The sequence below is a fragment of the Pseudoalteromonas sp. BSi20480 genome (assembly GCF_000241365.1).
Lineage (GTDB): Bacteria > Pseudomonadota > Gammaproteobacteria > Enterobacterales > Alteromonadaceae > Pseudoalteromonas > Pseudoalteromonas marina.
On sequence record NZ_BADX01000168.1, the window covers coordinates 41,354 to 61,914 of the forward strand.

The window sequence follows — 20,561 nt, forward strand, 5'->3', positions numbered from 1 at the left end:
CCAGATATAAAAATAATTGACGATAAAACATACTTATTTAGCAAAATACACTCCAAAGCTAAATAAAATGAACAAGTGAAAGCAGCTTATCTATTTTTTTATACAACTGCAAAATAAGCGCACCCTAGTTAGTAGAGGGAATGTAACGTCACAATGTAATAAAAAGTTATTTGGCTGGTTATTAAAAATACACTATGTGCTCAAATATTAGATAATTAATAAATGGCGGGGTATAATTGTAAATACTTTTTAACAAAGTACTTGCTTTAATAGCAGTGTACTGTGGGCTGTTTACTTTTGCTGAATAAATTATTTCCTGTGCTTAATCTGCGTCTTCTTATTGTGCTATTGGCTTTTTCTGCGGCTTTAGCCACGCTTATTAGTAGTTTTCATTCAACGTACCAAGTACAAAAAGAGCAGTTAGTAAGCCATACATTAGAAAGTAACTTCGCTTACGCTAATAAATTAGCTTCAGCAACCGACAACTTTTTAGAGTCGGCAAAACAACAACTTGCATATTGAGCAAAACATAAATAATGCAGCATTACTGCAAGAAGAAGTAACGCGTTTAAATTTGCAAACAAATAGCTTTAATTCAGTAGTTATAAGTAAGAATGGGGTTATAAATGCCACATCCCCTTATTTACCTGAAATCATAGGAAAATCAATTTCCTCTCCCGGCGCAACACAGGCTTTAAAAGAAAAAAAGTCACTTATTAGTATGCCGTACATGTCAGCAGCCAATAATTTAATTATATTTATATCGCATCCCTTATTTAACGAAGAAGGGAATTATTTAGGCTACGTGGGCGGCTCGTTATATTTAAAAGAAAGAAATATTTTAAATGATCTCCTAGAGCAACACTTTTACGAAGGGGGATCGCACCTTTATGTCGTCGATGCTAATAAGCAAATCCTGTATCACCCAGATAGTAAACGAATAGGTACAAGCGTTGCCAATAATAAAGTAATTAATGCGGTTATTACAGGAGAGGCGGGGCAAGCCGTTGTTGTAAACAGCAAAGGGGTAAAAATGCTCGCAGGATTTTCACCCGTTATTAATTCAAACTGGGGCGTAGTTGCCCAACGTCCCATCAAAGCAACACTTGCGTCTCTAGATACATTAATCATGGAAGTATTTGCAAGAACGCTCCCCATGGCGTTGCTCACCTTCATACTCATAGGTGTATTTTCGTATTTTATTTCACGCCCATTAAAGCAACTCGCTAGTAGCGCAAACAGACTCGACGAAGTAAACAGCATAGAAAAGCTAAAAAGAATAAAAGCGTGGTACTTTGAAAGCCAAAGATTGAAGCTGGCCATGCTTAATGGCGTCAATATTTTACAAACACAAATAGGGCAACTTAAGCACGATGCCCAAACCGATCCGCTGACAAACACCCACAATCGTAGAAGCTTAAATGGTTTACTTAGTCAGCTAATGTTAAAGCAAACACCTTTTGCTATTTTAGAAATAGACATCGATTTTTTTAAACGTGTGAACGATACCTTTGGGCACGATAAAGGCGATGAAGCACTTAAAGTATTAGCCGATATTATAAAAAAGATCTCTCGAAAAGGGGATATTGTATCGCGTATTGGTGGTGAAGAGTTTTTACTTGTATTGCCTCATGAAGATAGCCAAAGCGCTCTAAAAATAGCAGAGCGATTACGCACCACTGTTGAAACAACGCAAATGGAAACAATCGGTTTTATTACCGTTTCAATCGGAATTGCAACGTGGCCAACCCACAGCAATAACATCGACCAAGTATATAAATGTGCAGACAAAGCGCTTTACCATGCTAAAGAGCATGGCCGTAATCGCTGCGTAGTGGCCGAGCCTAGTTAGTATAGATAAGCTCATATACTAAAATTGCGTATTTATAGGTGAGTAATTTACTGAAATCTCCACATTAGAAATTTGGTCATGGCTATTCAGGTAAGTAACTAATTCTTCAATATCACTATTTTTTTCTGCTAATAATTTATAATTATTCTGAGTAAGCTTTGATAGTTTAAATTTTTTACTTAAATCCATTGGGATAGAGTTACCCTGAAGTGTTACAATAATTGACCCCGTTATAACTCCCTTTTGCCCCATTGTTTGGTTAAATACGACATCACCTTTTTTTAAAATCTGAGATGAATAAGTTAATTTGTCACCTGATGAAAAAATACTTCTAACTTGCTGCTCTCTATTTTTTTTAATATATGTTTTTACACTTCTTTCATCAATAGTATCAACTAAGTTTTCATCGCTAGTCAATCGGGTATCTTTAGGTTGATTATCATTTGTACATCCTATCAATATGAGAGTTGTAATAATTGTCATAGATGAAAAAATATTTTTTGTTTGCATTTCTTTACCTTAATTTGAAAATTAGATTGGTCTGTGCTTTGTATTTATAGATTATGTTGCTACTGTTTACATGTATTGCATTTAAAATGCAAAAATCAAACAAAAATTACAAAATATAAACAGGGTGTTTTATGTCTAGTTTCAAAGTTTCTACTGTGGCCGCAATGGTTGCAGCTACATTATCAGCAGGCCAACTAACCGCAGCTGAATCAGCGCAGTATTTCGATGTTACCGCACAATCTAAATCACAAACAATGGTTCCAGCTGCAGTTCAGCAACGCGCCTTAGCAGCACGAACTACAGTTTCAGGCCATAATTCCATTTTTGATGCTCAAATGGGTAAAGCCACATTTTTATGGCAAGCTATTGGTCAAGCTAAACCGGATATGGCTCTGATTGAGCCTGCTATGCGAAATAAATATGCAGCTGACTTTTATCTAGAGTCATTAACGGGTGTAAGTAGCCAAAAAAGTACAGTAGTTTCAGCTGTATTAGCTGATTTACATCAGCAAAAGCGTGGCTCTATTACTGCAAAGTATAGACAGCAAGTACATGGTATTGAAGTATTTAACCGCGAATACAATTTAGTAATGGATAAAGAGTTTAACCTAGTTGCTGGCTCTGGTTATTTTGCCGACACAGCTTCTGTTGATGGTTCATTTGCAGTATTGAATAACTTTTTAACTGCAGAGCAAAGTATTCAGGCTGTTTTTAGAGAGTTGGCAGGAATTAATGTGTCACTTACAAAAATTGGTGAACAGAGTGGGTATGCTAAGTACAAAGCAACATCTGCAGATGATTCAAAAGTCATCATCGGTGAGCCTCGAGCTAAAAAAGTATTTTTCGAAGTTGCTGGCGAATTAGAGTCTGCTTATTATATAGAAATAGAAGTTGCTGATGCTAACTCGCTAGAAAGTGATTATTACAGCTACGTAATCGGCTCGCAAAATAATAAAGTTTACTTTAAGAAAAATTTAAAATCACATGCAACAGATTTCAACTATCGCGTTTACGCTAATCAAGACGGCTACCCAATGGAAAGTCCTCATGGTGATGTAATCCCTGCAGATGGACCAGAGCAGATAGATGAAACAGAGATTTTAGATGCGCCAATGGTTTCTTTATCTTACTACAACAAAATAAGTACTATGGATCCATGGTTAGCTGACGATGCAACGACAACATCGGGCAATAATGTATTTGCTTATGCCGATGTTGTAGCGCCGCAAGATTTTAGTGAGGGGGATTTTACTGCTGAAACAACTGCAGATTTTACTTTCGATTATCCATATCAGGTTGACCAAGTAGCAAACAGTTACGAAAATCGAAAAGCTGCTATTGTAAACTTATTTTACATGAATAACTTTCTGCATGATTTCTTTTATGATCATGGCTTTGATGAAACGTCAAATGTTGCTCAGTTATCTAACTACGAACGTGGTGGGATTGAGGGCGATCCAATAGAAGCTCAAGCGCAAGATAACTCTGGTCGTAATAATGCAAATATGTCTACCCCAGCTGATGGCGCTAGCCCACGTATGCAGATGTACCTATACGACAGTAAAGATGCAATGGTAGGCGTAGATTTTGGTGTAACAGTTACATCAAATGCAAGTGTAGGGCTATTAAACTCAACACAACCATCAAGTTTTGGTCAGAATCAATTTAGTGATATCGAAGGTGAAGTTGTTCGTATCGACGATGGTAATGCTACAGACTCTGAAAGTATCAACGACGGATGTGAGCCTGCTGTAAATGCAGTAGATCTCGCTGGTAAAATTGCAATTATTGACCGTGGTTCATGCGCGTTTACTCAAAAAGTACTTAATGCGCAAGATGCAGGTGCAATCGGTGCAATTGTTGTAAATAATAACCCCGATACAGATGAGCCAGCCCCAATGGGTGGGGCAGACGATGCTGTATCTATTCCTAATCTGGGCTTAAATTTTGCTGATGGTAAAGCTATCTATGACTTAATTGCTGCAGGTGATATTGTTACTGTTGATATGTTTAATAAGGCAACATTGAAAGACGGCACCTTTGATAACGGTATTATTGCACACGAATGGGGTCATTATATCAGTAACCGCTTGGTTGGTAATTCATCGGGGTTAATTAACTTCCAAGGACGTGCAATGGGTGAAGGATGGGGTGATTTCCATTCATTAATGTTTATTGCAAAAGCTGATGATATTAATATTGCAGGTAACGACAAGTTCCAAAAAGCTTACGGGAGTGGCACATTCGTAGAGGACTTCTACTACGGTATTCGTCGTGTACCATATTCTACAAATACAGATGTTAACCCTCTTTCATTCCGTCATATTACAGAGGCAGCAGGTGAAGATGTAGGTATTTCTCCAACTAACGTAGCTTCGCCGCATGCTGCAGGTGAAATATGGGCAACTATGCTATGGGAAAGTTATGTAGCGTTAATAAATGCACATGGTTTTGAAGATGCACAAAGTCGTATGGCAGATTACCTTGTAGCGGGTTACAAATTAACACCAGTAGCTCCACTATATACTGAAGCTCGCGACGCAATATTGGCTGCTGCCTATGCTGTTGACCCCGCAGACTACACACTAATTTTAGAAGCATTTGCTAAACGTGGCATGGGCCTAGGTGCAGAAGCACCTGAGCGTTTCAGTACCGATTTAACTGGGGTTGTGGAGTCAGACAAAACTCAGCTTGCAACCTTTGCTTTATCAGATGTAATGGTTAATAACGCATTTAATGGCGCAGAAGTTGGTTTTTGTTCAAATGACAATATCTTAGATAAAGGTGAAACAGGGTCTATCAGTGTAAGCATAGTCAACCGTGGTAGTGAAACGCTATCCGGTACTAAAGCTCAGCTGACAGTTGTTAGTGACCATGATGTGACTCTTGAAAATGAAGGTTTGGTCACTTTTGGTGAAACAGCGCCATTTGCTACATCAATAAGCGAAGAAATCATGCTGACTCTAAATGATGCAGGTACCGCTGAAACGCTAGAGATACAAGTAACTTTCCCTGAGCTAGAAACTGATGATGATATTGTTGAAGCACTAGAAGATTCTATTTCATTCACTGTAAATATGGCATTTGAAGATAAATCACCAGTGAATGCAGTAGTGTCAGATGATATGGAAGTATCAGCCTCATCATTATTTGACCTATCTGAAAACGTAATGTTTGGTGGCTCCAACGCTGTTGGTACTCAGAGTATGGATAATAGTGGCAACATAGGCTTCTTTGACCAAGCTGGTTTTGGCTTGGGGGCTCAGACCATGTTCTTAAACAATAATGGTTTCCAATCAGATGTAGCAATCGAGTCTAAAACGTTTGAAATTGGTTACGCTGGTGATTTCGAAATTTCATTCTGGCATCTATACCTTATAGAGCAAGACTGGGATGGTGGTGTTGTAGAAATTAGCGTAAATAATGGTGATTGGACTGATGTTACTGAAATGGGAGGACAATTTTCTGTAGGTTACGATGGTGAGCTTATAGAAAACACATCTCAGGCTTTACAAGAGCGCGGTACATTCACTGGTAGAAATATTCAGGAGTCTGGTGCATATGGTAATTATGAAACAATCAACTTTGGTACTGCATTAAATGGTAACCAAGCAAAAGTACGTTTCCGTATTTCATCCGACGCTGTAGTTTCTGATTTTGGTTGGTGGATTGATAATTTAACAATGTCAAATGTATTGTCACCTGTGTTCTCAACAGTTGTAGCAGGAGATTCAATCACTTCTTGTGACAATGCGATGCCGTTATTACTAGTTGAAAACGCATCAAGTGAAATTAGTGAGTCAGAAACAGGAACCATTACAGCAAGTGCATCAGATCGAAATGGCGATACGTTGACATTTGCATGGACTCAAGTAAGTGGTTCTGCAGCAACATTATCAGGGGAAGATACAGCTACACTCTCATTTACACCAGCAGCAATCACCGCTGATGAAGATCTTGTTTTTGAAGTTGCGGTTAGTGATGGCACTGCAACTGTAATGCAACAAACTACTGTTACGGTTAAAAACGAAGCTGAACCGGTAGCACCTGTTGTAGAGAAAAAATCAAGCAGCGGTAGTGTTGGCTTTATTGCCTTACTACTAACACCATTAGTTTGGTTTAATAGACGCCGTAAACGCGTTGCCAAATAGCTAAAAATAAACTTTACTTTAAAAGCCCTTAAATTTATTTAAGGGCTTTTTTGTTTTCTTAAGTTTTTTTTAAGTTTCGCTCTTTAACTTATAAACATACTCCTTAAACGGGCGATGTTTATGCAATTAGCACAGTCAAACTTATCACTAGATAACATATCAAATTCGGCACATTTAATAACTGCTCGAGAAAATGGTGAGCATCGTAATGCACTAGAATCTGCGGTAAAAGATGGCTTTTTAGTAGCTTACAATGCAACGCTTAAATCATTTATGCCACTACTTTGCCAATACACAACAAGTGAGGGGCAATGTACGTTAGGTTTAAGGCAAGCTACCTCTCCCTTATTTATTGAGCAGTACACTGCAGAGCCCATTGAGCACTTTTTATTAGAACAAACTCCGCGTAGCAAAATATTTGAGCTAGGTAACTTATGCTCTACACATCGCAGGGCAACGCTTGGTCATTTTATTGTTGTTAACGAGGCACTTTACAATGCTGGAGCTAAGTATTTAGTATTTTGCGCCACAAAAAAAGTAAGGGCGATGGTTCGAATGCTGGGGGTTAATTGCACTGAGGTTGCTGTTGCAAACAGCTTTGTGGTTGAAAACCCATTAAGTTGGGGAAGTTATTATGCAAATCAACCTACGGTGTGCATTGTTAATTTAGCGCAGGCACATCAGCAAGTACTTAACACACCCATGCTGTTAAATATTAAACAGCAAAACACACAACAAATTAATGCCTTAATGACCGCGTTGGGGAGCTTATGAGCCTATTAAATAATATTAATAAGGTAGCGAATGGGCCAGTGGTTGTTAGTTACTTAGCCAATAAAGTGATGCCTATTAGCGCTTTGGAGTTACAACAAGAAACTAATAAGCTAACAGCTATTTTTAACGCTTTAGACTCAGGTGCAATTGCCTTCCAGCTTGATAACACTCCAGCTTGGCTGGTTGTTGATGCCGCAACCAGTGCAGCAAACAAGGTTACGGTGCCTATCGCCCATTTTTTTAGTCAGCAGCAAACACAGTATGTGCTAGCGCAATGTGGTGCGCAGTTTTTTATTAGTGATATGCCTCGTTATTCGCTTGGCAAGCATTCATTGTCGGTAACATTATTTGAGCATTATACCCTTTATATTTATCAGCTCGATGCGATTGAACCCGTGGGCTATTTTACTGGTACGCAAAAAATTACATTTACTTCAGGTTCTACTGGCGAGCCAAAAGGGGTGTGCTTATCAACACAAAGCCAAATGCAGGTAGCTCAGTCATTATGTGAGCAAATAAACATTAGTAACCCCGTGCATTTATGCTTACTTCCGCTGCCAGTATTACTGGAAAATATAGCGGGTGTGTATGCGCCTTTGTTAAGTGGCGGTTGTATACATTTAATGCCGCTAAACGAATTAGGTTTTGTTGGCTCAGGGTTAAAAAAACCTAACAAACTCATTGGTGCAATCGATAGTGTAAAACCTAACACCCTTATTTTAGTGCCTGAGTTATTAACGTGTTTAGTTGCCTTTGCAAAACAAGGCTGGCAGCCACCAAAGTCACTTAAGTTTATTGCTGTTGGCGGAGCACGGGTTAGTGAATCTTTAATTTTAACTGCACGAGAATATAACCTACCGGTTTATCAAGGTTATGGTTTGTCTGAGGCTGCTTCAGTAGTGAGTTTAAACACCCCCAACTATGACGACATAAATAGCGCTGGTGAAGTATTAGGGCACGTTGAAACGAAAGTTGAAAATGATGAGTTATTTATTAAAGGAGCGTTATTTTTAGGGTATTTAAATCAAGCGCCGCATAACCCAAATACCTGGTACGCCACTGGCGACTTAGTATCTAAGCGTAATAATAAGCTGTACATAAAAGGGCGAGTAAAAAATCTCATCATCACCAGTATGGGGCGTAATGTTAGCGCCGAATGGCCTGAATCATTAATTTTAAGCCAAAGTGCGATACAGCAAGCGGTGGTGTTTGGTGAAAGCCAGCCATTTTTAAGCGCGCTTATTTATGCGGCACCCGAGTTTAGTGATGAGCAATTAAAAGCACATTTAAAAACAGTAAACCAGCAACTTCCTGACTACGCACAGATTAAAAAGTGGCATCGTTTGGCCCAACCTTTAAACGAGCAGCAAGGATTATTAACCGCTAATAATCGCCCTAAACGAGCGGCAATTAGCCAGCACTACAGCCCTATTTTTGAACAGTTTTACCGACTTGGAGAAGTGATCCATGAGTGATTTTTTTAATACATTAAAAGCACAAACTCAAAACGAGCGTGAGTACTTATTAGCTGCGCCAATTATACAGCGTGTATTTAACGGACAAGCAACGCTTGAAGAGTATGCCTCGTTTTTAGCGCAGGCTTATCATCATGTAAAACACACTGTTCCATTAATGATGTCACTTGGCGCATGTTTAACTGATGAGCAAGAATGGTTACGAGAAGCGGTAGCTGAATATATTGAAGAAGAAATTGGTCATCAAGAGTGGGTGCTTAACGATATTGCCGCGTGTGGTTTTGATAAAGAAAGTGTGCGCCATAGTCAGCCACAATTTGCTACCGAAATGATGGTCTCGTATGCCTACGACAGTATCGCTCGTAAAAACCCATTAAGCTTTTTTGGCATGGTCCATGTACTCGAAGGGACCTCAATTGCGCTTGCTGATGGAGCCGCATCAAACATAGCGAATGCAGTTGGGCTTCCTAAAAAAGCGTTTAGCTATTTAACCTCTCACGGCGCGCTTGATATAGAGCATGTTAAGTTTTTTGAAAACTTAATGAATCAAATTACCGACGAGGCGGATCAGCAGGCTATTTTACATGGCGCAAAATGTTTTTACCGTTTGTACGGCGATATTTTTCGCGCTTTAGACAACGAGCCGTTTTTTAAAGCATCAGAACAAGAGCAACACGCATGAATACCGGCTTATGTGTATTAACTGGTGCGACAGGTGGAATTGGTCAAGCGATTGCTAAAACCTTACACGGCCAAGGTTGGCAACTACTCTTGGTGGGGCGAAATAGTGATGCCCTCAATACGTTGAGTAGTCAATGTCCCGGTAGTATTGTTTTTGTGGGGGATTTAACGGTTGCCGAAAACATGTTGGCACTCGCCATTAAAGCCAAAAAATTAGGGGGCGCTAAGTTACTCATAAACAATGCAGGCATTAATATAATGCAAAGCTTAAGTGCATCGAGTAGTGAGCAAATTGATAATCTACTGAGCACTAATTTAGCCGTCCCTATGAAATTATGTCAGCTGTTTTTAGCGCAGTTGCACGCGAATAAAGGCTCCATAGTTAATGTTGGGTCGTCATTTGGCAGTATAGGTTACCCGTATCAAACACTTTACTGTGCTAGTAAGTTCGGTTTACGTGGTTTTAGCGAAGCGCTATCACGAGAGCTTTCAGATACACCCGTTAAAGTTAGTTATTTAGCACCAAGAGCAACCGATACAGATATTAATGATGCACAAACACGAGCAATGAATAAGGCGCTTGGTAATCAAATGGACTCCCCGCAGTTGGTGGCTGATGAGTTAGTTGCGTTATTAAACTCAAATAAAACCAGACGATTTATTGGTTTTCCTGAGAAACTTTTTGCACGTATCAATGGCGTTTTTCCACGTATTGTGGATAACGCAATTGCTAAACAGCTTCCTAAAATAAAACAGTTTTTAGGTTAATAGAGGATTTATTATGAAAAAATTTACTTTAGTAGCTTATTTAAGCATTGTTAGTGTGTTTTCATCGGGGGTATTTGCAGACGAACAAAGCGATTTACTCGCTATTCAACAGCAGTGGGCGGTTGCTAATTATGAGCTTGAAGGTGATACACAAATCAAAGCCTTTACTCAACTGAGTAAGCAAAGTGCTCAATTTATTGAAAACTACCCTGATTCAGCAAATAGCTATACGTGGAACGGCATTGTACTGGCCAGTTTTGCTGGCGCAAAGGGCGGGTTAGGGGCGCTGGGCTATGCTAAAGATGCAAAAGCGTCATTAGAGCAAGCCCTTAAAATAGACGACAGTGCTTTAGGTGGCTCAGCGTATGCCAGCCTAGCAACCTTATACAGTAAAGTACCGGGGTGGCCTATTGGTTTTGGTGATGATGACACCGCCAACAAGTTTTTTAAGCAAGCGCTCGCTTTTAACAAAAAAGGCATTGATACTAACTACTTGTATGGTGAGTTTTTATATGACGAACGTGAATATCAGCAAGCTAAAGCCCATTTGTTAGTTGCGCAAGCAGCAGGTATTCGTAATACTCGTGCTAAAGCTGATAAATATCGTCAACAAGCAATTAGCTCTTTATTAGCTAAAGTAGATAAAAAACTAAAGAGATAACAAAATAAACAATGCATTTATTATTAGTTGAAGATGATCATCTTGTGGCGCAAGGGCTTTGCCGCTCATTGCGCCAAGAAGGCTACAGTGTAGAGCATAGCGCAACGGTTAAGCATGCATTGCAATGCTTAGGCAGTGGTGAAATAGAGTTGGTTATACTTGATCTAGGTTTACCCGATGGTGATGGTTCACAAGTTTTAAAGCAGATAAAGTCGCAAAAAAAAAATCATTCCGGTGGTTATACTAACTGCACGAAGTAGCATTGATGACAAAGTGCAAGGGCTTGATATGGGCGCTGATGATTATTTAGCTAAGCCATTTGAACCAGCCGAATTATTTGCTCGTTTGCGCGTAGCGAGCCGCCGAGTAAATCAAGCTCAGTCGAGTTTATTACAGTGTGGCGAAGTGACTATGGACACGTCAGCGCATAGTGTCACACTCAACGATGAGCTACTTTCTCTGCCACGAAAAGAATACATGCTGCTAAAGGCGCTGTTGGAAAACCAAGGTCGCGTGCAATCTAAACAGCAGTTAGAAAATAAACTCTATCAGTGGGGAGAAGAAGTTGGCTCCAACACCATTGAAGTACATATTCATCACCTACGAAAAAAATTCCCCAGCGATTTTATTAAAACTCTCCGTGGTATTGGCTATGTCGTGGGAAAGAGATAGTTCACGTGATTAAAACGCCCCAAGATTGCACAAACTTGAATTTACAAAGGTAACCATACTCTATGTCAATTCGTAAGCGTTTAACCCTTATTTTACTGTCAATGATGGTGTTAACCTGCTTTTTAGCTTTAGTCAAAGGCTACCAAAAAAGTATGAGCCATGGTGAGCAATTACTCGATAGTGAACTAAAAGTGGTCGCTGGAGTGTTGATGCAACAGCCTTTATCTATAAACGCCATGGCGCCAAAAATACAAGACAGCGCCCAGTTACTGTATCAAATTTGGCAAGCTGGTGAGCTCCTTAGCGGCTCTGACGAATTAAATCTTGATTTGAGCCAGTATCAAGCGGGTTTTCAAACGCTTAATATTGCAGGGCAGCGAATGCGGGTATTCGTTTTTGCCACTTCTTTACGCACCGTTATTGTTGCCGAGCCGATTGCTAAGCGGTTTGAACTTGCCGAGGCGGTTATTTTATCAGCTATGTTGCCTATGCTCTGGGCGGTTCCTTTGCTTGCGCTATTTATTAGCTTTTTTGTTAAATATGCACTGGCACCATTAACCCGTTTATCAAAACAGTTAGCTCTGCGCCAAGCAAATGACTTTACTGCGATCAATTGGCAGGTGACAGATGAAGAAATAAAACCGGTGATCAGCCGCTTAAACGATTTATTTAAACGCGTAGAAACCGCCTATTTACGAGAGCGTTTTTTTGCCTCTGATGCGGCACATGAATTACGTACTCCCCTGAGCAGTTTAAAAATTAATGTGCACAATTTGGCAGCTCAACAAGGAGATAACCAAGAACTACAAGCCATGACCCAAGGTATTAATCGACTGTCCAATATAGTCGAGCAAATGCTAATACTAGGGCGTACTCAGCCAGAGCAGTGGCAAAAACAGTTTAAGGAGCAGTCATTATTAGCGATCACGCAAGAAGGTGTTAGCCAGTTGTATGAAAAAATAGAGGCTAAAAATCACACTATCAGTCTTGAAGGAGATGATTTTATCATTAACGGTGATGAATTTACCTTAGTGACGCTAATTTCAAACCTACTTAGCAATGCTATAAAGTACGCACCAGCCAATGGACAAATAAAAATAACACTAAAGCAGATGCACAAGCAGCGTATTTGGCAAATAGAAGACAGTGGCCCAGGTATGACGAACGATCAAAAACAACGGATATTTAACCGTTTTTATCGTGTTGGCGGTGACCAACACCCTTCGGGTGAACAAGGTGCGGGCTTAGGCATGGCAATAGTGCAGCATATTATTGCTATTTATCGCGCTGAAATTCACTTAACGGATAGTGATTTGGGTGGCTTAAAAGTACAGGTAGTTTTTGCAGGAGCTAAATGTGATTAAACAACTTATTAGGCCTTACTTATATTGTTGTGTATTTTTATCATTTAACGCCGCCAGTAAAGACTATCGTATTGTACTTAAAGATCATTTGTTTTACCCCGCAGAAATTGTCGTGCCGGCCAATAAAAAGGTACGCTTGTTAATCGAAAATCAAGATAGTACGCCTGAAGAGTTCGACAGTTTCGATCTCAATCGAGAGAAAGTACTTTACCCAAAGCGCAAAAGCGTTATTTATATCGGGCCATTAATCCCTGGGCGCTATGAATTTTTTGGCGAATTTTCGCCCAATACGGCGCGTGGTGCTGTCATAGTGACTGAAAAGGAGCGTTCTAATGCTAATAACTAGCCTAGTGATGAGTCTAAACCAGTTACTGCCGGTGGCCATTTTACTTATTTTACTCCAAGTTGTAGCCAAGCAAAGTTTAATGAAATTGCTGGGAGGGCTTATTTTAGGGATCGGGCTTTCATTTTTGTTTGTAAAAAGTGCGCCGTTAATGAGCCCCTTGTTTGACTATCAGGGTTTAGAATATGCCCAAATTGGTTTGTGTATTTTAATTTTTATTAGTGCACTGTACTACGCCATTAAACAAGCAACAGCTGCTTTTATGATTGCGATTATCAGTGTAATGACACTTTATTTAAGTCACTACATTATTTACCTGATTGGCTTTTGGCAAAGCAACGAAGCGGCTCAAAGTTTATTTATTGGCACTTTTTTAGGATTGGGAATATGCAGCAGCTTTAGCGTCTTGTTGTATTTTTTATTGAGTGCAATCAAACAGCGCTTTGGGCTTACCCCTTTATTGGTATTGTTAGCTTTAAATAGTGCGGCAAAACTAGTTGTGGCGCTTGATTTGGCGAGCCAAATTGATTTGATAGCAACAACGGTAACCGTATGGGATTTACGTGACATTTTAACCGAAAACTCAGAGTTTGGGAGAGTATTGCGCGCTCTGATCGGTTATGAGGCTACACCAAATTTAACCAGTTTTTTAAGCTATGTGCTGAGCAGCGTATTATTTTTATCTGGTAGTTATTTTATTCCTAAATCAATTACTAAGGAAAAATCATGAAAGCAATAAACCTATTTGCAGCTACTGTATTAATTGGTTTTTGTTTATTAATACCTAAGCTCGCTTATGCTGATGGCATAGTAGTAGATAAAGTTTATCACCCGTATGTGTTGCCGTTTGAACGAGAGCTTGAGTGGCGCCTTGTGTCGCATCAAACCGACAGTGGCAATATTTTAGCTCAACGTATTGGTTTAGGTGGCGCCATTAACGACACTATGGCACTCGAAGGTTATTTAGTGGGTGAGCGAGATGATAACGGCGACTTTGGCTTGCAAGCGTATGAATTGGAGCTTAGATGGCAACTAATAGAGCAAGGCCGGTTATGGGCCGATTGGGGCGCTTTGTTTGAATTTGAAAAACAGCATGACGCCGACGCATACGAAGCAACCTCCGGTTTTGTAATTGAAAAAGAGTTTGGTCGTGCAAGTCTCACCATGAATGCTTTTTTGGTATACGAATGGGGGCAAGACATAGAGAACGAATGGGAAACAGAGTTTAGGGCACAATATCGTTACCGATACTTGTCTGCGTTTCAACCCTCTATTGAGTTATATGCAGGGGAAGATTTTATCGGAATTGGGCCCGGGTTTATTGGGCTATACCGGTTTGAAGGCCAAAAACAGCTAAAATGGGAAGCTGGCTTTATAAGTGAAATTAGCCAGTCTGAAAAAAACCACAGTTTTAGACTTGCCCTAGAATTTGAATTTTAAGCATATAAATACAGGTTGGTTATTTATTGCTCAATAAAATAAGGAAGTGCTTGACTTATATTTGGTTATCTATATAGTGGGCCGCAGCTAGAAAGAAAGCATGTAAGCTATAAATCTCCATTTCGATGTTGTATAAGTAATACTTGTAGTACCGTCCTGAAGTTTTTAAAGTACCATCTCATTTTTTGCTACACCCGCTCATATGAGCATATTTTTTATTTTTATATCAGGATATTACAATGTCTAACATCGTATCAGGTACAGTTAAGTGGTTCAACGAGTCTAAAGGTTTTGGTTTCATCGAGCAAGAAAATGGCCCAGACGTTTTCGCACATTTTTCAGCAATCAAAAGCGAAGGTTTCAAAACTTTAGCTGAAGGCCAACGTGTAGAGTTCACTCTTTCACAAGGTCAAAAAGGTCCTCAAGCTGATAACATCACAGCTGTATAATTTTACTTTTAAGTAAAATAAAAAAAGCGCCTAGGGCGCTTTTTTTGTGTCTGAAACAAACCTAACTTATTCAACAGCCCGACCAAATACCAAGGATCACAATTAAAGTGGTTCTACTTGACCCCAAGGTCTAATATAAACACCTATTTAGTGACAGGGTTAGGCGCTATAAAAAGTCTGTATAGCTTTAATTAGTAAAAGCGTAAAAGAGAGAGTTCAAGCACCGCTGAGCGAATTCCACTTATTGTTAATTATTTACCTCACCTGCACATCATTTAATTCAAAAGCCGCGTGTAATTTAACTCATTTACCGTAAGGGCTTATTTGAGTTTTACTCACTTGTTTGTGCGCTTCTTCCATTTTTTCTATAAGAACTTTATCTGTATCTTTATTTGCAGCTAAATAAGCAACCGTTGTTAATGCATCTATTTTAAAAATAAATTTTAAGTGGCCCGGTTTAAGTTTAAAGTAATCACTATATTGGAGCATATAAAGCGGATCATCCAATATTAGGTCTACTTTTTTGGCTAGTAGTAACTTATAAGAATGCTGTATATCTGAAGTTATAACGCCCTCAAACCCCATTTTAGTGAGAGTTTGGGTCGAGAAGTCGTTATGTTGCATAGCTATTTTGTAATTTTTTGCTTGGTTAATATTATTGATTACTATATCGGTTCTGTCTGATAGCCCAACAAATCCCATTTCAAAGCGACCAATTTCCCCTACCCACTGAAATTGCTCTTCACGTTCTGGCGTGCGAGCAATGCTGTAAATAAACGTGTTTTTTCCTCGCTTGCCATTTTATAGGCGCGGGCCCAAGGGTACATTTGTATGTCTGGTGTTAAACCAGCCTGTTTAAATATATCTCTTATGTACTGTGTTCCTTTACCTTGAACTTCACCGTCTATTAAAACTTGATTAGGTGGTGCTAATTCTGTAACAACCAGCAAAGGCTCTTCAGCTAAAGTACTAAATGATAAAAAAAGGATAAAAAAGGTCAGATTATAATTCACTACAACTAGTCAATTTAGGCTTGGAAACACTTAATTAAGTGTGGTTTAAAATTGTTAAATTTACAAAGTATTAGTGGTTATTTGAGTTGTAAAAATCTCATAATGAAAATAAAGAGAGGATATAGGAAGGAAGGTAACTTTATTAAAGCCCTAAAACGATAAAAGGGCCTTGCGGCCCTTGGTGAAGTATCGTTCAAGTCAGCTAGCACTTTAACCCCTTAAAGTACTAACTTCTTGTTTTGCAACACCGGTTCATCTCTTAAGTTTCTAAGCTAGCGAGAGGAAAAACCCAGCAATTGCTGCGCTCATAAGGTTAGCCATAGATCCTGCTAACACTGCTCTGAGCCCTAAGCGTGCGATATCCTTCCGCCTGCTAGGCGCCATACCGCCTAACCCACCTAGTAAAATGGCTATCGATGATAAGTTAGCGAATCCACACAAAGCAAACGTAACAATTGCTTGTGTGTGCGCACTTAACGTATCGCGATAATTTATAAAGTCTAAGTAAGCAACAAACTCGTTTACTACTATCTTTTGACCAATAAAACTGCCGGCTATAATTGCTTCATCCCACGGTACACCGAGTAACCATGCAACAGGAGCAAATACATAACCTAAAATTTCTTGTAGCGTTAATGTTGGATGATCAAACCATCCGCCTACACCACCTAATAAACCATTTAGAAGCGCAATCAACGCTACGAATGCCAGTAGCATTGCACCAACATTAAGTGCTAAATGCATACCATTTGCCGCACCTGATGCAGCAGCATCAATTACGTTTACCGGTTTATCATCGTCGTTTAAATCTAAATCAGCTAAGTTATCTTTAGGTGTTTCGGTTTCTGGCACAATCATTTTTGCCATTAAAAAACCACCTGGTGCCGCCATAAAGCTGGCTGCAATTAAGTACTTAAGCTCTACACCAATAATTACGTAACCAGCCATTACAGAGCCAGCTACAGTGGCTAAGCCACCTACCATTACAGCAAATAACTCAGATTTGGTCATCGTTGCTATAAAAGGTTTAACAATTAACGGCGCTTCAGTTTGGCCAACAAATATATTTGCCGTCGCTGAAAGTGATTCTGTACGCGAGGTTTTTAAAAGCTTTTGTAAACCACCGCCTAAAATCTTAATTATCCAGTCCATAATGCCTATGTGATATAAAACAGCGACCAGCGCTGAGAAAAACACAATAACGGGCAAAACCTGAATTGCAAAAATAAAACCTAGCGTATCCTGCGATGCCAGTGGGCCAAACAAAAAGCCTATTCCGTCATTCGCGTAGCCAATAACCGATGAAACGGCAGCTGACATACTTGCTAATACGTTTTTTCCTGCGTCAAAAAACAGAACAAAGCCGCCAATAACAACTTGCATTGCAAATGCTATAGCAACGGTTCTTAAATTAATTGCCTTGCGATTAGTTGACGCGGCAAAGGCAATGCCCAGCAGCACACACATGCCTACCAAGCTCATAAATGTTGTCATACAAATGTTTCCCGTTGTTATTCTTGTAGTAAATATTTAATTTTACTTTTTATAATATCAATCGCAACGCGGTTCATGCCGCCTCGAGTCACTACTAAATCTGCATTATGCTTAGAAGGCTCAATAAATTGATAAAACATCGGTCTTACAGTTGCTTGATACTGTTCAACAACAGATTGTAACGTTCTGCCTCGCTGCTCCATATCACGTTGCATACGACGCATTAAGCAGATATCTAAAGGAGTATCTATAAATACCTTAATATCAAATTCTTTATTTAGCGCTTTGTCGCTCAGTAATAAAATACCTTCAACAATTAAAATTTTTGCAGCGGCTACACGTCGCGTTTTATCGCTGCGGGTATGCTGTGCATAATCATATGTTGGTACTTCTACTGAATTTCCACTACGAAGTTGAGTTAAATGTTCAAGCATTAACTCATGTTCAAATGCATCAGGGTGGTCGTAGTTCGTTTGCGTACGATGAGCCATCGGCAAATGCGACTGATCCTTGTAATAAGCATCTTCTTCAATAATGGCAATTGCGCCCGGTTCAAGCTCATTAACCAACTCGTTGTATATAGTTTGGCTAAACAGAGATTTGCCCGACGCAGACGCGCCAGCAATAGCTATAATAGTTGTTCGTGTCACTAAAGTTCTCACCCACACAGAAGGATATATTGTTGGTAGATCACAATAGCAAAAAAGACACGATTAATCTCTTTTGCTTCGCTTAAGAACGCAAATTTATAATGTTTAGGTTTTATGAAACAGGACTTTTGTCCTGTACGGAAAAATCGTTCAGCAGATAAAGTAACCACCTAGAAACAAAGTGAGGTCAAAATGGCAAGAGCAATTATCTTAATGGCAGATAGCCTAGGAATCGGTGCAGCACCAGATGCAGATAAATTTGGTGATCTTGGCGCCAATACATTCGCTCACTTACTAAAAGCATATTACGACGAAACAGGCAGCGCACTTTCGCTTCCTAATTTATCTAAATTAGGTTTAGTAGACGCCTGTGAAGCCGCCGGTGGAGAAACGTGTTTAGTTTCAGACCGCCAAGCACCACAAGGTGCATGGGGTTACGCTAAAGAACTTTCTAGCGGAAAAGACACTCCATCAGGCCATTGGGAAATGGCTGGCGTACCTGTGTTATTTGATTGGGGATATTTCCCAAAAACACAGCCCAGTTTCCCACAAGAATTTGTAGACGAGTTTATAGCTCGTACAGGTATTCCTGGCATTTTAGGCAATTGCCATGCATCAGGAACAACCATATTAGAACAGCTAGGTGAAGAGCACGTAAAAACAGGTAAACCAATCTGTTACACCTCAGCTGATAGCGTGTTTCAAATAGCCGCGCATGAAGAGTCATTTGGCCTAGAAAAGCTTTATCAAGTTTGCGAAATCGCACGGGCGCTGCTTGATGAAATGAATATAGGGCGAGTGATTGCGCGGCCATTTTTGGGTTCAAATAGTCAAGACTTTGCACGAACAGGCAATCGTCGTGACTATTCAGTACTTCCGCCAGCACCAACATTATTAGATGTTTTAGCAAAAGACGGCGGCGAAGTAATTAGTATTGGTAAAATTTCAGACATATACGCGCATCAAGGCATAACCCAAAAGCACAAAGCACCAGGGCTTATGAACTTGCTTGAAAAAACCAGCGAGGTTATTTCAACAGCACCTGATCGCAGCTTAATTTTTACCAACTTGGTTGATTTTGATGAAAAATTTGGTCATCGCCGTAACCCGGTAGGTTACGCTAAAGCATTAAAAGAATTTGATGACTATTTACCAACTATACTAAACCAGTTAAATGCAGATGATGTATTAATGATCACTGCCGACCACGGGTGTGACCCAACCTTTCCAGGTTCTGAGCACACGCGTGAATACGTACCTGTGATAGCGTATAAACCTGGTATGGATAATACACCGCTAGGTGAACGAAACAGTTTTGCAGATATTGGTCAAACACTAGCACAGTGGTTTAACTTGTCTGAGCTTGAATATGGCGACAGCTTTTTAACTCAATTAAACGCGCCAAAATAAAAAGGAAACAACGAATGAGTACTCCTCATATAAATGCAAATGTTGGTGATTTCGCCGAAACAGTTTTAATGCCAGGCGATCCGCTACGTGCGCAATATATTGCTGAAAACTTTTTAGATGATGCGGTACAAGTAACTGGTGTACGCAACATGTTTGGCTTTACAGGTACTTACAAAGGTAAGCCAGTAAGCATTATGGGTTCAGGCATGGGTATTCCATCAATGTCTATTTATGCACGTGAGCTAATTGTTAGCTTTGGCGTAAAAAACATTATACGCATTGGTACATGTGGCGGTATTGGTACCGACATTAAAATCCGTGACGTAATTTTTGCACAAGGTGCAAGCACAGACTCAAACGTAAACCGTGCACGTGTTCGTGGTTACGACTTTTCTGCAATTGCAGACTTCGACCTACTTTTAAACGGCGTTAATGCAGCAAAAGAGCTAGGTATTAAAGCAAAAGTAGGTAACGTATTCACAACCGACACTTTCTACCAAGCAGACGACACTTTCTATAAAGATTTAGATAAGTTAGGAGTTCTTGCAGTAGATATGGAAACAGCCGGTTTATACGGCGTTGCAGCTGAGTACGGCGCAAACGCAATGGCATTATTTACCGTAAGCGACCACGTGATCACTGGCGAAGCAACACCTGCTGACGAACGTCAAAGCACGTTTAACGAAATGGTTAAAATTGCATTAGAGTCTATCTAATCAATAAAACAGTTCCTTGGTAACGTATTCACTAAGTTTTGGAGACACGCCCAAAGTGAAGTGAGACTAACCTCCAAAGCCGCATTTTATGCGGCTTTTTTTATGCCTTAATAATTATAAAATCATGAGTACCAGACT

At 39.7% G+C, this 20,561-nt stretch carries 18 protein-coding genes and 2 pseudogenes; 16 read left to right on the plus strand and 4 right to left on the minus strand.

Annotation, left to right across the window (positions count from 1 at the left end; genetic code table 11):
- The first annotated feature begins 297 nt into the window (after positions 1-297).
- Both P20480_RS20155 and P20480_RS01010 read left to right on the plus strand, forming a co-directional pair.
- Positions 298-522 carry a hypothetical protein gene (locus P20480_RS20155; protein WP_474089448.1) on the plus strand — a complete coding sequence of 75 codons (225 nt, stop codon included), beginning with the start codon at positions 298-300 and terminating at the stop codon, positions 520-522.
- Positions 512-1,852: a sensor domain-containing diguanylate cyclase gene (locus P20480_RS01010; protein ID WP_008132905.1), complete on the plus strand. Its 1,341-nt coding sequence runs from the start codon at positions 512-514 to the stop codon at positions 1,850-1,852. Before P20480_RS20155 ends, P20480_RS01010 begins: the two co-directional genes overlap by 11 nt.
- 18 nt (positions 1,853-1,870) lie before the next feature.
- Here P20480_RS01010 and P20480_RS19060 read toward each other — a convergent pair whose 3' ends face one another.
- Entirely contained in the window at positions 1,871-2,362 is a 492-nt protein-coding gene (locus P20480_RS19060; protein WP_050547953.1) for a hypothetical protein, read from the minus strand.
- A 131-nt stretch (positions 2,363-2,493) separates the two neighbouring features.
- Here P20480_RS19060 and P20480_RS01005 point away from each other — a divergent pair, with 131 nt between their 5' ends.
- From P20480_RS01005 to P20480_RS00955, 12 genes and pseudogenes are all read left to right on the plus strand, one after another.
- Positions 2,494-6,513 carry a rhombosortase-dependent M36 family metallopeptidase gene (locus P20480_RS01005; protein ID WP_008132908.1) on the plus strand — a complete coding sequence of 1,340 codons (4,020 nt, stop codon included), beginning with the start codon at positions 2,494-2,496 and terminating at the stop codon, positions 6,511-6,513.
- 120 nt (positions 6,514-6,633) lie between these two features.
- Positions 6,634-7,287: a thermostable hemolysin gene (locus tag P20480_RS01000; protein WP_008132910.1), complete on the plus strand. Its 654-nt coding sequence runs from the start codon at positions 6,634-6,636 to the stop codon at positions 7,285-7,287.
- Entirely contained in the window at positions 7,284-8,762 is a 1,479-nt protein-coding gene (locus P20480_RS00995) for an AMP-binding protein (protein WP_008132911.1), read from the plus strand. Before P20480_RS01000 ends, P20480_RS00995 begins: the two co-directional genes overlap by 4 nt.
- Positions 8,755-9,444, plus strand: coding sequence for an iron-containing redox enzyme family protein (locus tag P20480_RS00990; protein WP_008132912.1), 690 nt, complete (start codon positions 8,755-8,757; stop codon positions 9,442-9,444). Before P20480_RS00995 ends, P20480_RS00990 begins: the two co-directional genes overlap by 8 nt.
- Positions 9,441-10,211, plus strand: coding sequence for an SDR family oxidoreductase (locus tag P20480_RS00985; RefSeq protein ID WP_008132913.1), 771 nt, complete (start codon positions 9,441-9,443; stop codon positions 10,209-10,211). The genes P20480_RS00990 and P20480_RS00985 overlap by 4 nt, the downstream gene beginning before the upstream one ends.
- Before the next feature lie 13 nt (positions 10,212-10,224).
- Entirely contained in the window at positions 10,225-10,872 is a 648-nt protein-coding gene (locus tag P20480_RS00980) for a tetratricopeptide repeat protein (RefSeq protein WP_008132914.1), read from the plus strand.
- Between the two features lie 11 nt (positions 10,873-10,883).
- Positions 10,884-11,544 (plus strand): annotated as a pseudogene (locus tag P20480_RS18865) (response regulator).
- Positions 11,545-11,606: 62 nt separating this feature from the next.
- A complete protein-coding gene (locus tag P20480_RS00975) occupies positions 11,607-12,908 on the plus strand; it encodes an ATP-binding protein (protein ID WP_008132922.1) in 1,302 nt (433 codons plus the stop codon).
- Entirely contained in the window at positions 12,901-13,254 is a 354-nt protein-coding gene (locus P20480_RS00970; protein WP_006793322.1) for a cupredoxin domain-containing protein, read from the plus strand. Before P20480_RS00975 ends, P20480_RS00970 begins: the two co-directional genes overlap by 8 nt.
- Positions 13,241-13,981, plus strand: a complete 741-nt coding sequence (locus P20480_RS00965; RefSeq protein ID WP_008132924.1) for an FTR1 family protein — start codon at positions 13,241-13,243, stop codon at positions 13,979-13,981. Before P20480_RS00970 ends, P20480_RS00965 begins: the two co-directional genes overlap by 14 nt.
- A complete protein-coding gene (locus P20480_RS00960) occupies positions 13,978-14,691 on the plus strand; it encodes a hypothetical protein (RefSeq protein ID WP_008132926.1) in 714 nt (237 codons plus the stop codon). The genes P20480_RS00965 and P20480_RS00960 overlap by 4 nt, the downstream gene beginning before the upstream one ends.
- Before the next feature lie 239 nt (positions 14,692-14,930).
- Positions 14,931-15,140, plus strand: a complete 210-nt coding sequence (locus P20480_RS00955; protein ID WP_002959120.1) for a cold-shock protein — start codon at positions 14,931-14,933, stop codon at positions 15,138-15,140.
- 303 nt (positions 15,141-15,443) lie between these two features.
- Here P20480_RS00955 and P20480_RS18870 read toward each other — a convergent pair.
- From P20480_RS18870 to udk, 3 genes and pseudogenes are all read right to left on the minus strand, one after another.
- Positions 15,444-16,153 (minus strand): annotated as a pseudogene (locus tag P20480_RS18870) (substrate-binding periplasmic protein).
- Between the two features lie 267 nt (positions 16,154-16,420).
- Entirely contained in the window at positions 16,421-17,647 is a 1,227-nt protein-coding gene (locus P20480_RS00950; RefSeq protein ID WP_008132935.1) for a NupC/NupG family nucleoside CNT transporter, read from the minus strand.
- Positions 17,648-17,664: 17 nt separating this feature from the next.
- Complete coding sequence (gene udk, locus P20480_RS00945) at positions 17,665-18,297, minus strand: uridine kinase (protein ID WP_006794607.1); 633 nt, start codon at positions 18,295-18,297, stop codon at positions 17,665-17,667.
- A 192-nt stretch (positions 18,298-18,489) separates the two neighbouring features.
- Between udk and P20480_RS00940 the strand changes: the two genes are divergently transcribed.
- On the plus strand, positions 18,490-19,707 hold the full coding sequence (locus tag P20480_RS00940) for a phosphopentomutase (protein WP_008132937.1): 1,218 nt from the start codon (positions 18,490-18,492) through the stop codon (positions 19,705-19,707).
- Positions 19,708-19,721: 14 nt separating this feature from the next.
- Positions 19,722-20,423, plus strand: a complete 702-nt coding sequence (deoD, locus tag P20480_RS00935; protein WP_006794609.1) for a purine-nucleoside phosphorylase — start codon at positions 19,722-19,724, stop codon at positions 20,421-20,423.
- Positions 20,424-20,561: the final 138 nt, after the last annotated feature.

What these genes read in the sequence shown, in the direction of transcription:
- P20480_RS00995 (WP_008132911.1), top strand. Translation starts at nt 7,284, where the DNA reads ATGAGCCTATTAAATAATATTAATAAGGTAGCGAATGGGCCAGTGGTT.
- P20480_RS19060 (WP_050547953.1), bottom strand. Translation starts at nt 2,362, where the DNA reads ATGCAAACAAAAAATATTTTTTCATCTATGACAATTATTACAACTCTC.
- P20480_RS01000 (WP_008132910.1), top strand. Translation starts at nt 6,634, where the DNA reads ATGCAATTAGCACAGTCAAACTTATCACTAGATAACATATCAAATTCG.
- P20480_RS00980 (WP_008132914.1), top strand. Translation starts at nt 10,225, where the DNA reads ATGAAAAAATTTACTTTAGTAGCTTATTTAAGCATTGTTAGTGTGTTT.
- P20480_RS00955 (WP_002959120.1), top strand. Translation starts at nt 14,931, where the DNA reads ATGTCTAACATCGTATCAGGTACAGTTAAGTGGTTCAACGAGTCTAAA.
- P20480_RS00990 (WP_008132912.1), top strand. Translation starts at nt 8,755, where the DNA reads ATGAGTGATTTTTTTAATACATTAAAAGCACAAACTCAAAACGAGCGT.
- P20480_RS00950 (WP_008132935.1), bottom strand. Translation starts at nt 17,647, where the DNA reads ATGACAACATTTATGAGCTTGGTAGGCATGTGTGTGCTGCTGGGCATT.
- P20480_RS00965 (WP_008132924.1), top strand. Translation starts at nt 13,241, where the DNA reads ATGCTAATAACTAGCCTAGTGATGAGTCTAAACCAGTTACTGCCGGTG.
- P20480_RS00940 (WP_008132937.1), top strand. Translation starts at nt 18,490, where the DNA reads ATGGCAAGAGCAATTATCTTAATGGCAGATAGCCTAGGAATCGGTGCA.
- P20480_RS00975 (WP_008132922.1), top strand. Translation starts at nt 11,607, where the DNA reads ATGTCAATTCGTAAGCGTTTAACCCTTATTTTACTGTCAATGATGGTG.
- P20480_RS01005 (WP_008132908.1), top strand. Translation starts at nt 2,494, where the DNA reads ATGTCTAGTTTCAAAGTTTCTACTGTGGCCGCAATGGTTGCAGCTACA.
- P20480_RS00960 (WP_008132926.1), top strand. Translation starts at nt 13,978, where the DNA reads ATGAAAGCAATAAACCTATTTGCAGCTACTGTATTAATTGGTTTTTGT.
- deoD (WP_006794609.1), top strand. Translation starts at nt 19,722, where the DNA reads ATGAGTACTCCTCATATAAATGCAAATGTTGGTGATTTCGCCGAAACA.
- P20480_RS00985 (WP_008132913.1), top strand. Translation starts at nt 9,441, where the DNA reads ATGAATACCGGCTTATGTGTATTAACTGGTGCGACAGGTGGAATTGGT.